The organism is Alistipes senegalensis JC50 (assembly GCF_025145645.1).
GTDB classification, from domain to species: Bacteria; Bacteroidota; Bacteroidia; order Bacteroidales; family Rikenellaceae; genus Alistipes; species Alistipes senegalensis.
On sequence record NZ_CP102252.1, the window covers coordinates 2,998,233 to 3,012,426 of the forward strand.

General features: G+C 54.8%; 11 protein-coding genes. 3 read left to right on the plus strand and 8 right to left on the minus strand.

The features are described 5' to 3' along the window. Positions 1 to 166 precede the first annotated feature (166 nt). The 7 genes from NQ519_RS12075 to NQ519_RS12105 all read right to left on the minus strand — a co-directional run bounded on the left by NQ519_RS12075 (position 167) and on the right by NQ519_RS12105 (position 9,438). A complete protein-coding gene (locus NQ519_RS12075) occupies positions 167 to 553 on the minus strand; it encodes a four helix bundle protein (protein ID WP_019150900.1) in 387 nt (128 codons plus the stop codon). Continuing rightward, positions 522 to 1,112, minus strand: coding sequence for a hypothetical protein (locus NQ519_RS12080; protein ID WP_019150899.1), 591 nt, complete (start codon positions 1,110 to 1,112; stop codon positions 522 to 524). The genes NQ519_RS12075 and NQ519_RS12080 overlap by 32 nt, the downstream gene beginning before the upstream one ends. A 96-nt stretch (positions 1,113 to 1,208) precedes the next feature. Next, entirely contained in the window at positions 1,209 to 4,139 is a 2,931-nt protein-coding gene (locus NQ519_RS12085) for a hypothetical protein (protein WP_026076559.1), read from the minus strand. Between the two features lie 44 nt (positions 4,140 to 4,183). Then, positions 4,184 to 5,734 (minus strand): FimB/Mfa2 family fimbrial subunit, encoded by a 1,551-nt coding sequence (locus tag NQ519_RS12090; RefSeq protein ID WP_044118634.1) that lies wholly within the window; start codon positions 5,732 to 5,734, stop codon positions 4,184 to 4,186. A gap of 34 nt (positions 5,735 to 5,768) precedes the next feature. Beyond that, positions 5,769 to 6,683 carry a FimB/Mfa2 family fimbrial subunit gene (locus NQ519_RS12095; protein WP_019150896.1) on the minus strand — a complete coding sequence of 305 codons (915 nt, stop codon included), beginning with the start codon at positions 6,681 to 6,683 and terminating at the stop codon, positions 5,769 to 5,771. A 39-nt stretch (positions 6,684 to 6,722) separates the two neighbouring features. After that, entirely contained in the window at positions 6,723 to 8,066 is a 1,344-nt protein-coding gene (locus NQ519_RS12100) for an Mfa1 family fimbria major subunit (protein ID WP_019150895.1), read from the minus strand. A 97-nt stretch (positions 8,067 to 8,163) separates the two neighbouring features. After that, positions 8,164 to 9,438, minus strand: a complete 1,275-nt coding sequence (locus NQ519_RS12105) for a DUF3575 domain-containing protein (RefSeq protein ID WP_019150894.1) — start codon at positions 9,436 to 9,438, stop codon at positions 8,164 to 8,166. Between the two features lie 316 nt (positions 9,439 to 9,754). On the opposite strand from NQ519_RS12105, the gene NQ519_RS12110 reads away from it, so the two are divergent. Continuing rightward, positions 9,755 to 10,429 carry a recombinase family protein gene (locus NQ519_RS12110; RefSeq protein ID WP_019150893.1) on the plus strand — a complete coding sequence of 225 codons (675 nt, stop codon included), beginning with the start codon at positions 9,755 to 9,757 and terminating at the stop codon, positions 10,427 to 10,429. A gap of 8 nt (positions 10,430 to 10,437) precedes the next feature. On the opposite strand, the gene NQ519_RS12115 is transcribed toward NQ519_RS12110, so the two are convergent. After that, positions 10,438 to 10,905 (minus strand): hypothetical protein, encoded by a 468-nt coding sequence (locus NQ519_RS12115; protein ID WP_019150892.1) that lies wholly within the window; start codon positions 10,903 to 10,905, stop codon positions 10,438 to 10,440. 1,270 nt (positions 10,906 to 12,175) lie between these two features. On the opposite strand from NQ519_RS12115, the gene NQ519_RS12120 reads away from it, so the two are divergent. Then, on the plus strand, positions 12,176 to 13,420 hold the full coding sequence (locus NQ519_RS12120; RefSeq protein WP_019150891.1) for a tyrosine-type recombinase/integrase: 1,245 nt from the start codon (positions 12,176 to 12,178) through the stop codon (positions 13,418 to 13,420). Positions 13,421 to 13,689: 269 nt separating this feature from the next. Next, a complete protein-coding gene (locus NQ519_RS12125; protein WP_094582423.1) occupies positions 13,690 to 14,172 on the plus strand; it encodes an RrF2 family transcriptional regulator in 483 nt (160 codons plus the stop codon). Positions 14,173 to 14,194: the final 22 nt, after the last annotated feature.

Consider the following 14,194-nt stretch of genomic DNA (forward strand, 5'->3'; position numbering starts at 1 on the left):
ACCGACGAAACAGTACCGGAGCCGAAAAGCAGCGGGCGTCGCCGACCCGAAAAGGGACCGGACAAGCCCGCTGAAACTCCGGCGGGTTACTGAACAGGCACGGCTCGCTCCGCATACACCCCGCAGGATGATGCGGATTCCGGCACGAAACCCTCTGCAAGTGTTTTCAAAGATCGTTCGATTCGCCCCCGTCCCTGCGGACGACAGCGTTTTTGGTCAGGTATTTGTCCCATGCCGCCAGTTGCTTGGAGATCGCCTCGGCCCGCTCGCAGAGCAGCACGTACTGCTTGAGCGAAAGCTGTTTGAGATCGTGGAGGATGCGCAGGTAGATTTTCACCTCCTCGATATGCTCCCGACACAGCGCCACCTCGCAGAGTTTTTCGCGGCTTCGGTTGGCCCGGAACAGGCAGAGCATCATCGTCATCAGCATCTTTTTCAGGTCCTCGCCGATCGTGTAGCGGAAATCGCGCTGGAACGTCCGGCTGACCGTATAGACGCGCAGCAGCAGATCGTAGGCATCCTTAAATACCGGAAGATTCTGGTAGTGCGCCATAGCATCTCTTTTGAACCGATTGCAGGAACAGCATGCACTCCAGCGGCGAGGCGCTCTCCAAGCGGAAGCGCAGCACGTCGGCAAGGATAGCGCGCATCGAATCCGGCGTGCAGGTCTGCGGGAGAATGGCAGGAGTATCCCCGCCTTCCTTCCCGGAGCGCACTTCGGCCTGCGGTGCGGCATTCGCCGCCTTCGGGGTCCGGGCCGCCTTGCGGGCATCCGCTTCGGCAGCGGCACGCTCGGCCTCGCGGCACCAAACATCGTACTCCTGCGCATCGAATCCCAAGGCCGGGGCGCCGTAAATCCGATAATCCTCGCTGATTTCGGTCTGGATCCACTCGGAGTTTTCGCCGAACACCTCGTCGAGGGCGAAAAACGGAAATCCCAGCGAGTAGTAACGCCCCCGCTTGCAATCCGTCACGTTGACCTTGTAGCGCCGCACGTGTTCGGTGAAAAGAAAAGCCGACTCGTTGTAGAGTTTGGCGAACATTCCCTCGTGAAAAACGTGCAGACGCGGCTCTTCGACATCGAAAGAGGACAATTTTTCCTGAATGGTCATTTTTCATAAAAATTTTCAACGCCCAAAGGGCGTATTTCAACCCTGCGGCCTACAAGCCGCAGGGTAATAATCCAATCAATCGAATTCTCGCGCACGTTACTGCGCCGAGGTGAACTCGTCCGCAATAACGGTACGGACACAACGCACGGAATACAAGGCCGTCCCGTAGCCCTCCACCGAGGAATCGGTAGCGGTAACGCTCAGGTAGTACCCGCCGCGGACACCGACGCCGTACAAGCTGGGCGTAGCCGACAAGTAATAGCCGTAGACGTTAGCCGGGTTGCCACCGCTGCCGGCAAGAGGAAAGTAACAGCCAATATAATCGCCCGACACCTTATCTCTGGTTGCGGAAACGAGGAACGCACGCTGTTTGGAGAAAATAAGGTTCGTGTTGATCAAATTCAAGTGAGTCTGTGTCGGAACGACCCATTTCGACTTGTCGGCGGTCTTATACCACGGCGAGAACTTGCCGTCTTCATCCATGTTCGTGCTGCCGTCGGCGGCATCCCCGATAAGCCAATACTTCTCGACAAAGCTCGCGGTTCCGGCGCCGATTTTGCCGCCTGCGTCACTCCACGGATAATACTCGCCCTTCCAGTCTTTGTTGTCATTTTGCTTCCCGGCGCCAGTAATGTCCACCTTCACATCATTGGTATAGTATTTTGCGTATGTAAACCTATCGTTGGCGATACGCATAGGGGTACCTACGTTCCGGTCGGCAACCAACAGGTAATTCTCCCCGTCTTTAATCAACACGTCGTTTACGATGCATGACGTCTTGATCGAAATGGTTATGGCGAGTGTCTGCGCCTGGCCTTTATCCGGGCTTTTCGGTTCGGCTTTGATCGTGATCGTACCTCTGATTGTAGGGTCACCGGGGCCCGTTCGGAACACGTTGACGTAGAACGATTCGCCGTTCTGTAATCCTGTGAGTTTGTTTAAACACTTCGCATTTACGGTCCATCCTGCCGTGATCGTGCTGTTGTCAGCCCTGTCTTTGGAGAGGAACAAGTCGTAATCCTTGTTGAAGTCGGATTCCACGCTATATTGGTAGTTCGTGGGATCGGCCAGATTGACTATGAACTTCTTCTGCACCGAGATGCCGCTCTTCAACGTCGTGACCGTCGGGTCGAATCCGTCGATGACCAGTCCGTCCTGACCTTCGGGAACCGAAGGTGTCACGGTCAGCAAGTAGTCCGATTTGGGCTGGACGAAGCTCAGCGTCACCGGAGTGGTCTCCGAGTCCAAGCTCCCGGTATAATTCATTCGGGAGACTTTCAACGAGAAGGTTCTCTCACCAGCGGAAATGTTGGTCGGAACGTCCACTTCGAGCATACCGCCGTTGGCGCCCGATGCAGTCCATGTGACGCCGATACTGCTGCAGCTGTTATCCACGTCGACCACCTTCCATTGCGACCGCTTGGAGCCGGTCTGCACCTGCATGCGGAGCGTGCCGCCCGACCCGGGAGCTCTGTATTGGACGGTCCCGATCTGGTTGTCCACCATCAGCACCTTTATCTCGTCCTTGGACGAAAGCTGCATTACGTCGATCACGGCCGTCAGCGGACTACTCGAGCTCACGGTGCCGCCGGTAGCCTTGACGGCCAGACGCGCCTTGCGTAAAAATTCGGTGGCGTTGTCCTCTTTCGTGCGGATCGAGAACGACCCGTCGTCGCTGCGCACGTAGGTAAACTTGGCGTAGTCCGGGGCATCGGCAGCGTTCTGAACCCACTCGACGGACCACGAAAGACCCTCCTTGACCTGCACCTTGACCGTCTCGCTGAGGTCTTTCTCCCCGGCGAACGAAACCATGGCGCGGGAAATGGTCAGGAAGTTGCCCCGCTCGTCGGTGACGGTCGTATTGTCGTCGTCCTTCCATGTGTCGCTGACCGTGTAGTCGAGCAACGGTGCGCTGGCGTCCTCGGCCTCGCTCTCGCTCGGAGCCCCGGGCCCGCTCACGCGGGTGATGATGCCCCGGTAGAAGTGGTTGCGGCGCAGAAGCTGGCTGCGGCCGTTCTCGGCCATGTTGAACCGATAATAAGTCAACTTATTTCTCGGATTCGCGGTCGTATTGTCGGTGCCGTCCTGATAATAACCGGCGATCATCAGGTAAGTCGTCTGTTTGTCGTTCTGGACGACGACGGGAACCATATTGGGGAAGGCGTAGATCTGTGCCTTCACCTCCTGACGCTTGGAACCGTCTGTCAGGTCGGCAGGAGTTCCCACGGTGATCCACTTGCCGTCGTTGATGCCGCCCAGTTCCTCCCCGCTGGCGGGAGCCCACGGCACGTCGTTATGGAAGTAGTAGCCTCCCTTGCGGAAATGCACCAGCTTGACCTTCTCGATGATAAGGTCTTTAGCGGCGTCATGACGCAGGTCGAGGCGGCAAACGCTCCGCCAGAAGCGGAGGGTGCCCGAAAAGGTGTAGCCCGACTGGGCGTTGCCCGAGAAGCTCAGTTCGCTCGCGTTGCCCAGTCCGTCCTGCACCTCGCCCCACATGGGCAGGACGATGGAACCCGAGGCGCTCGAACCTTCCAGGTGAACGGAGTTCACCACGGCGTAGAGGTCCTGTCGGATGGTCTGATAGCTGCCGCTGGCGGCGGTATGGTTCAGATAAGCGTCGAAGGTGCTGTAACCCGTGGGCACGTGGTCGTGGGCGTTGCCGATCACCAGCGTCCGGTACGATTCACCGGCCGTCAGACCCTTCGGGATCGGGAACGAGACGTAGCTCGACCCGGCGGTGACGTTGGCGTGCTGGTAGGTGATGTAGTTGCCATCCTGGGTGAAGAACAGCACGTGCACGTCCTTCAGGTTGCGTTCGTGAGGGTCGGTGGCCACGGCGCGCGTGTCCGCCTCCATGCCGTCGATCGAGAAAGCTATACGCAACTCCCCGGAACTGCCCGTATCGGGGCCTGCGAGCGGATCCGTATCGTCCCGCACGCACCCCGCAACGGCGGCGGAGACCAGCAATCCCGCGAGGAACTTGCCGAGGCGGCCGCCGAATCGGTATTTCATTCTGTTTTGCATGTCATTCTAATGTTTTTTTATATACATTGACCTGGATAGGGTGTCTAAAAGTCGTTCTCGACGTCGCCCCCGTTCTCCCACTCGGTGTCCGAATAGGGGTGTTGGTACAGGTTGACCACCAGTTCGAGCCGTCCGATGCGGATCGTCAGCACCTCGTGCCGCTTTTGGCTGCCTGCGGGCAAGGCCTCTTTCGTACGGATGGTCAGCTTGCCTCCCTGTTCGGTCGCGGCGTCGGGGCGGTCGGCGGGCTTGGTCACCTCGAAGTGGCTGCCCGAAACGGAGGTATCGGTCAGTTCCTCGCTGGTGGCAGCGCCGTTCGGCAGCGAGAACTGCATGCTCCACTGCGACGGCTTGACGTTGCTCAGCAGTTGCAGCAGCGCCTCGACGCCCTGTCCGTCGTTCAGGTGCACCTCCTTACGCTCCACGGACGCCCAGTTCGTCCCGTCGAAGGCGATGTTCTGGTTGTTGTCCGTCCAGGTGATGATCTCGGCGGTGACGTCCGCCGTCCGGGACTCGTAAGCCTTGTCGGGAGTCTCCTCGCCACGTCCCATCACCTGCGTGATGCGGACGTTGTAACGGTGGTTGCGCAGCACGTCCATCAGCTTGCCCGACGGAGTGCCGCCACTGGCCGGGGTTCCCTCCTTGAAGTCGATGCGGTAGTAGGTGGTCGGGGCGTTCCCATCCGGGTATTTCCCGCCCACCACAATGGCGCAGCGGTTCAGGTGGTTGGCGTCCCCGGGCGTGCCGTCGCCCTTCAGGATGACGTCCGATTCCGGAATATAGATCGAGTAGTCGATCTGGTTTCCGGCAACGACGTACTTCCAGTTCTGGGTGAGGATAGCCGTCCCGGCAGGTACGGACGGGGCTGTTACCTTGCGTCCGAAGGCATCGTAGGCACTCAGCACCGGCATCAGCGACAGGCTGTTGTTGGGCTTGTAGATGTGAACCTCCGTGAGCGTGAAGTTCGAGACTTTCTCATCCACGGCGACGTCCACGCGGGCGACGCTGCGAAGCAGCGGTACGGAAAGTTTCTGCTGCGGTGTCGATGGGATGAGGTCCTCGTTGGCCTTGCCCCACATGACGAAACCTCCGGTGTTGCTCGTGTGGAGTTTGTCGGTTACCTGCTGCGTGAGTTTCGCTTGCAGGTCGTTGTAGGTCTGCAAGCGCCAAGACCGCCGCTCGTCGGCGTTGTACCTGTCGGCGACGTTGGCCAGCACGATGCACGTGAACGGCTCGGAGGCGAGAGCGCTCTCTACGGAGAAGCTCGTCTCGAACGTGTACGTTTTGTCGTCATCGGACTTGGCGGTCAGCTTGCTGCCCTCGGCCACGGAATGCAGTGTCATCCCGTCCTTCCGGAAGAACAGCACGAGCACGTTGTCGATGCGGGTTTCGTCCCCGGCGGTCAGCGCACGGCTGATGCTCCCGGACTCGGGCGCCCGGAGCAGGATCTCGACCCGCACGGAGTTCCCCGCAGAGGGACCGTCCGGCATCGGATCTTCGCCGTCGCGCACGCACGAAACCGCGAGAACGCACAAGACGGCGATCAGCCATCTCACTGTGCATTTGCCTTTGGTATATTTCTTAATGTCTATCATCTTGTTCTCTGTTAGTCCACTTCTCTGTGTCCGGCTATCCCAGACCGCCGTTCATGTCGATGACGTGCCAGTCGTTCACGAAGATTGAGACGCTGAAGTTGCCGTCGGGCTGAAGCTGCGACTCCAGACGTATGACGAACTCGTCGTCCAGGTCGAGGTCCACGGCGGGATTGGCCGACAGCAGTTCCGAGAGGCTCCCGTCGAAGATCACGCCGGAGAGGCCCCGTCCGCTGTCGTCGGGAAGCACCTCGACGTGCAGCCGCGAGTCGTCGCCCTCGGCCAGACGCAGCACCGTGAACTTATGGATGGAGCGGTCGCTCTCCCGACTCGATTCCGGAAGCCACACCACGGGGTTTTCGTCCCGCGTGCGGCCCTCAAAGTCGTACGTCCCGTTCGACGCGCTGATCGTGCAGGAGAGCCTCGGAAACTGCTCGTCCCGAAGGCCCGAAACCTCGACGCGCACGTCGTTGCTCAGTTTGTGCAGGTCCATCGGATGCGGAGCCTGCAACTCGCCGGTGACGGTCAGTCCGCGGCCGATCTCGTACCACAGGTGTTCGGGCTTCTGCTCGACGCTCGACCCGTCAGAGAGGGTCTGTATCGACAGGCGGCTTTGCGGAAACCGTTCGCTCGAAAGGACCCGGTATCGTTCGCCTTCCGAACATCCCCATGCTACGGCATGGTAGGAGCCGGGGGCCACGTTCCATGTGAACGTATTGTCCGGCCCGAGGTCCTTGCTGCGGGCGACGGCCGAGGCTTTCAGTTCCCCGCTCCGGGAATCGAACAGGTACAGGCGCACCTGTTCGACCTCGGCGGAGAAAAGGTCCCGGCCTTCGCGGTTGTAGGTATAGCTGAACTGCAGGCGAAGCGGAAAAAGGCAGTCGTCCCGGTTATCCCGGACACAACCGCAAAGGAAGGAGGCCCCTCCGAAAAGGAGGAGCGCTCTTCTCATTACATACAAGGCCTTTTTCTGCATAGTTGTGCGGATTGGTTAGCCCAGCGGCTCGTTCATATCCACTACCGTCCACGGTTCGATCGTGATGTCGGCCGAGATGTGGGTCTGGGTTTCCAGCGGAGTGGTCGGTTCGGTCGGAATCGTACCCGCGGCAGTATTGAAGCCCAGGTTGCTGATCTCGGTAATATTGACCTTGTAGTAATGGTTGCGGTTCACAGCGTACTTCTTGGTCAGAGTGGTCTCGCGGATGTCGCGGATATTGAGGCGGTAGTAGCTTATACCATTGGTATATGTCTCCACATCGTAAGTAGTCAGGTCGACCTGCGTATTCTTGTACGTAGTAGCATCGACCTCTTGTTTGAAATAGAGGATCTTGTTGTCTTTGGAAGCGAAGGTGATCTTACCCGAAGTGAGTTCTTTCTTGGCCAGCACGTAGAACGTTGTGCCGGGCGTCAAGGCAGTTTGGGTTACATTACCGGTAGCGTCTGCTGTTGCCTGGGGAGTAACCTGCAGGCTGACCAGCACGTAAGAGGTATTACCGGTAGTCGGATTCTCGTTGACGTTCTCGGCCAGGTACTTTGAAGTGGCATAAGTATTTTGATACGTCGTCCCGGCATTGATCCATTTGAGCTCATCATCCGTCGTGGGCAGTTTCATCAGGTGGTCGTAAGTGCCGTCTGCGTCAGCATCGGTCTGCTCGGCGGTTTTACCCTTGGGCGAGAACCCTTCTACAATGAGTTTGGCGAGGTACATCTGGGAATTCTGCTGTGCCAGCGTGAACTTGGCATCGGCGACGGAGGCATTAACGACCGGCTTCACGGGAACGTTAGTCCCGAACTGCATCTGCACTTTGGCGGCGCCGCGAGCGACGGAGATCTTGATGAGATTGGCGTCTTGCTTAGCCTCATCCTCCGTCCGCTCGGTCAGGGTAGCTTCCGTCTTACCGGCCATGAAGAAGCCGTTCTCTTCGGCGATATCCGTAGCAGCGATCAACTGTTTCTCGAAATCGCTCTGCAGCGAGCCGATAGCTCCCTGAGCATTGTTGTAGTTGGCCACGGCGTAGATCGTCTTGGTGCCGGTAGTCGTAGCGAGGGCCGTAGTGCCTTTATTGTCTGTATTCAGAGTAATCTTGCCCTTAGTCTCCAAGACCCCGCCGTTGAAGATGTAGATGTGGAGGTCGCTGATTTTTGTCTCTGTTTCTACGGCGTTGGGATCGGTGGAAGCGGCGCGCGTACTCTGATTCAGAAGAGACACCGAGAACGAAGCGTACGTCTTGACTCCGGCTTCCGGGGTAACACGGTTGCCACCGTCTTCCTTGTTGCATCCTACAGCCAGCAGCATCGTCGAAAGCATGCCAGCGATAATCGATTTGGTTTTCATAAAAATTAATTTAAAAAGTGATTAAAAAAAAGTGAAAAAATGGTTATTAATGTATCTTGTCGTCAGGATTGTTCGTCCGTCGCCCGCACGGGGTCCGTCACTCCGTCTTGACCTCGTATTCCACCTTGCACTCGATGCGCCGCAGTTCGGGGAAGAACTCCCGGAACATCCACCGGTAAGGCTCTCCGCCATAGAGATCCATCAGTTTGCGTTCGCGGCCTTCGTAAACGCCCGTATTGAGGATGATGCGCTCGATAGCGTTCTTCCACGCCGTATTGTCGCTCTGTTCGACCAGACGCAGCAGACCGCTCCAATCCTCTCCGCGGCCGGCCGTGTGCATGATGTCCTTCATCCACGGATAGAAGTCCAGCAGGTATTCCTGAAGACTGTGTGCACGGGTGCTCGACAGCCGGTCGTTGTATTGGGCCGTACCTTCGATCGAACAGTAACCCGTCAAAGAAATACGCTGGATGACGACCGTCGAATCTCCCTGTATCCGGTCAATGAACTCTTTGAAAGCGGCCAGGCGCTCCCCATTGTCGGCCAGTGTACGCACGATTTTGGCGCTGCCAGCCTCGTACTGCAAATGCAGGACGTAAGTTTCGTTGCGGAACATTCGGGGTGGCTCAGAAGCATGGATAACGACGGTATCACGAATGATAACCGTGTCGCGCACGATGCGCTCCTCGATGATGGGCTTCGGAGCGTTGAGCGCAGCGAGGCGGGCGGCCTCGGCCATGCGTTTCTTCTTCCCGAAGCGGTAAATGAGGTTCAGGGCGATCTTCGTCGGGCCGAACCAATGCTTCGAACCGGAGCTTACGCGGACCCCGCAATTTTTGGGGCAGAATTTATCATATTCGGTATAGATCCATCCAAGACCAAGCTGGCCCTCCATGCCCCACCGCTCGGAGAAGTTCCAGCGGTAGCCGTAGGTGAAGCCCGCGCCGACGCCCCAGCCCTCGTGCCGACGGTCGGCCGTCGAGGGATACATCTTGAAAGGCAGGTGCATCCGGTTCAGGTTATACTCCCCACCCAAGAGGTGGATGCCTATAAAGTGGCCCCGCTGCCGGGTCTTGGTCCAGAAGCGGAACTCCGGCTGAACCATCCAATGTTTCCATTTGCGGTTATCGCTCAGCGTCCACCCGTTGTAGTTGCCGGATATGTCCATCGACCACCGGCGGCCCAGCGGGAACTCCACGCCCAGGTTGATCGTGGCAGTGGCGTCCATCAGAAGGTTCGTTTTCAAATCCACTTCGTAGGGCACGGGGTCGTAGCGAAGCGTATCCCCCAGCGGGTATTCGGCAGCAGACCGGCCCTGCGCCACACACCACAGCGGCAGGAAAAATAAAAAGGTCAGTAAGGCTCTCTTCATACGGTATCGTCTCCTTTTTCGTCTATACTTATGCAAATAATTGTAAATCAAACACCCAAGACTTGTGAACGACTTTTAAGCGTTCGATTTATAACGTATATTGTTCTTTGTGATTTTCAAGAGATTACAAAACCGGTTGCAGTAGTATAAATACCTAATTGATACATTTTTACATCCGAATTCGCATTTTTTTGAATTCTTTTGCTATTTTTGTACCTAGAATCGAACGTTTTTTTGTCGGTCCCACGGGCGGCATCCGCCCGTTTTTTGTTCGGGAGTTTTTTGAGTTATAATATGCCCATCAAATTCTCGAAAAATGGTCATAGCTTATTTACGGGTCAGTACCGGCAAGCAGACGCTCGCCAACCAACAGAACGAAATCTCCAAATTCTCTCGAAGCAGAAATCTGACGGTGGATCGGTGGGTCACCGAAACCGTCAGCGGCCGCAAGAAAGGACGCGACCGCAAATTAGGGGCGCTCGTGCGCCGCATGCACAAGGGCGATACGCTCATCGTAACCGAGCTGTCGCGTCTGAGCCGCACGCTCACGGACATCATGGCCATCGTCGGCGAACTGCTCGAACGACAGGTGCATCTCTACAGCACCAAGGATCATTATGCCTTCGACGATACCATCAACAGCAAAGTGCTCTGCTTCGCATTCGGACTCGTCGCCGAACTCGAACGAAACCTCATCTCCCTGCGCACGAAAGAGGCGCTGGCCCTCAGACGCGAGCAGGGAATACCGCTGGGCCGAAAGAAAGGCACATATACCAAACTCCGCCTCTTGTTCGACAATCGACGCGAAATCGCCGTAATGATGAACTGCGGACGTCCTATCGCGGAAATATGCCGCCAATACGGAGTGGCTCGAACTACGTTCGTGCGATTTCGAAAAACCTGTCTCTGTCCATTCAAAAAAGGAACACGAACCCGATGGCGTGTCAACGGCCGTATCAGGTCGCTCGATGATGTTACCGAGATAAAGTGATAAGAAAATTACCCACCCAACACCTCCGACTTGAAGTTCTCTTTTCCGAGAACATACACCAGATCCCGACCCTTGGCAGTCAATTGACCGCCGAGGGTTATTCGCAGGTTCTGCGCGCTGCCGCCCGTCGGGAGCATCGCCTGCAACTTCGACAGCGGCGCGATGACTTCGGGATCCGTGCCGGCATTGGGATTGTCGCCGACCATTGCATAAGTGGGGCCGTATGCCAGACCGCCTTTGGCCAGCGCCGGCTCGCTCTTCTCCGCATTCTTGTTGATGAGCGCCGTCATCACGGCTGCCGCCGCGACCATCGCAGCACCGATGGCGATCGCCGCCCACGGATTGGCGAGGACGGATTTCAACGCCGACTTGAAGGCGATGATCATCACGCCGAACTCGATGAGTTGGAAAACCAGCGGGTAGGCCCCGCTCTTGAGAGCACGATGGCGGTTCAAAATCAATTTTACGCTTGCCATGATACTGAAGTTTTAGTTGTACTTGGCAAAAGTAAAGGGAAAGGCGCGTGAGGAGGTCTTAACGTGTGCGGGAGAGGGGCGAAGTTTCTGTATATCCTATTAATTAATGCAGGCTCAAACAGCGAATCGGAATATGACGGTGTGTCTAACTGTACGCTGCTGCGTGATTGGCGGGATATGGGCTCAGGTATTTGCGACAGGCGAACTACTGTCCCCTCGCGCCCTTAATGCGTTGCATCGGGGCGGATTCTTACACGCCCTTGGTGTAAATTATGACGGCAGGAGAAAGGATTCCGTATCGAGAATGAGGGAAATAAATTCCGCAAGGCAGTATTTTGCCACAAAAACTGAGGAAATAATTTAATTATTTGAGATTCAAGACTGAAAGAGAATAAAATTCAGTAACAGGTAGCTATTTAGTAGCAGTGCACGTTTCGCTGCATTGCCTTGCTCTGCACTGATAACGGGACAAAGATAGAAAATCAGACTGAAAAGTGGAAATGTATAGGGCTTTTTTAGGCTCTTGACTGATAAAAAACAGGAGATTGGAACGGGATTTTTGAATCGGTGCAAAAAAGTGGTGATTTTGCTCCGATTTTTCGTCTTGCAAAATAACTGATAAATAATCTGTTGACATTTGGTGCAAGGTGCACGTATCTATATAGATATACGTGCACCTTGCACCAACGTTTTATATGTGGTCAGAAAAAGGCTTTTCCTGTGCCGTACTATTGGGTTGTAAACAGGTTGAAATTAGTGTTTGCGCAATTCTATCTTGGTCGTTCTTCTGAAAATGCAATCGCACTGATGTTTTCCCTTTTGTATTTCGTTTGATGCCGCTCATTGTTTGGTGGTACTGGTACTGTAGAAATTAGGATGCACATAAGCACAACATTCAAGTAAACTTGATGTTCTGCGATTCAGTAATTCAGCAAATTTTCATGGTGTTCTGTTACGGTATCTTTGCAATAGAAAAGAATTCTATTGATGGAGTATAAAATCCATCCTTAACAAAATCATCAAAGATGAATGGAAATTAATGGCTAAATATCAGCCTATATTCTTGCAATCAGGATCGTGATTTTACTTTCCTGATAGGAAACCGTTAATTTCCTTTAAATGACTTGCCACCTCCCAGTTGCATCATGACCGTAAAACTATGGAATGCGGCTATCGCCACATCAGTGCTGTTAAATGTTAAATATCCCAATTATCCAAAATCCTTTTCCTTCTTTACCATTATAATGTAGTAAACTAAAAACAAGGAATAATGATGGACAGGAAAAAGAAAACGTTACTTTCTCCATTGTTGGATCGGACACTGGAAGCATTGAAAGGACAACGTAGCGTGCAAACGTTGGAGAACTACCACAGTAGTATAAATAAGGTAAAGGAATTTGTGGGGGATGGATGGGAACATCTGACGGTAGAAGACATCACAAGAGGTTGGACGGACAGATTCACCACATGGCTGGAAAGCCGCCACGCCGACAAACCTCAGACCGTGGACTTTTACCTTCGCACGTTCCGTGCGTTGTACAGTCATTCACTTGCACTTTCAGACAATAAAACGGACGGGAAACCTTTCGGCGGACATCATGGCGGGAGCAGCTTCCCCGCCAAACGTGCGCTCCGGAAAGAAGAGGTTCAGCGTCTGCTCTCTCCGGCCTTGCGGCAGACACTGCCGGAGAACCGGCGTGAGGCATTGGACGTATTGCTGTTCATCCTTTACGCCCGTGGAATGGTATTTAAGGATGTGTACAACCTGACCCACCGTATGGTGACGGACCGGCACATCCGTTACCTGCGCAGCAAGACCGGCGTGCCCATCGACGTGGAGGTAGTGCCTGAACTGGAAGAAATCATGAAACGGTATTATCGAGAAGATTCTCCTTTCGTTTTCCCTTTCCTACACAAGACAAGAAAAGGGTGTTGCGGGGAGGAACTCTCTGAGGAATCCGCCCTGCGGCGGATCAACCGTTCCATGCACGAGATTGGCAGGAAAACGGGACTCCCCGTGCCGCTCACCACCTACGTGCTGCGGCACACGTGGGCGACGTTGATGTTGGAAGACTGCCAACCGGTTGAACTTATCAGTCAGTGCATGGGTCACACCTCAATACGTACCACGCAGATATACCTCTCGCGCATCAGCAGCCGTAAGGTGGACCTTGCCGTAAGTGGCATGTACGACCGGATGCTGCGGCAGCCCAAACATAAAAGAAAGGAAAGGGACATCCCGTCCGGACACCGCCGGAAAACCGAATCTCTTGCATCGCAACTTTTGGAAAACAGAAACACACAGCCGCATATATCCCAAACTTCCGAAAACAAAAAATGTCCCTTTCTTAGCAAGAAAGAGACATCCGTTTCGTGTCACGTGAACACCGTAATATTTTTCGCTGCAAAGGTATATATTTCATACATTTGCAGCAAATTTTCTTCCGCTTTTTTCTCTGTTTCACCCGATATTTCTTCCTGCCTTTCCACCCTCTATTCTTTCCATGCGATGTGAAACGCATTTTCAACAACCTGTATCACAGAATTATACAAATCAATTTCCCATAATGTCTCTTTCTTGCTAAGAAAGGGACACGTGCCAAGGGCCGCCAAGATGTATGGAAAAGCGAAAAAATAGACAGGAAAGCAAATCCTGTTTCTTTTTCCCATCCAAATACAGTGAACCGTTGTATTTGCCGTACTATTCGCAAATGTACGGCAAATAGGCAAGAAAACATAAGGAGACGATAAAATGAAACAAATGACGAAGGAAAGGGGCGGGTCATGCTGACGAACCCCACACGATACGGGTTGATCGCCTGCCGCTATCTCGCATGGGGATGGCACTACGGTGTATGGCTCAACGCACCGGAGATAGCGGAGCGTTACCGCATCAACGTGCGTGCCCTCTCACCGGCGTTGCTGCGACTGGTACAGGCGGGTATCCTGCACTCACGTGTCGGAGGGCCGAAGCCGGGATATATGCTCTCACGCGACCCTGCCGAAATACCGATGCTGGAAGTGGTACGCGCACTGGAAGGAACCTTCCGCATGGACTGCTGCCGCACGGTACTCCCGAACGTCCAGTGCCAGTGCGAAGCGGATAACTGTCGGGTATGCGGAGTGTTCCGGGACATACTGGACGAGCTTCGGTCGCGGCTGTCGGGTGTTTCGCTCGAAGACCATGCCGCAACTGAAGAATTTCTACCAACTTACTGGGGGGGGGGTAAAATACTGCAAACCAATAAGATAGAATACTTGGTTTAAAACGGGCGATAACGCATGAGAA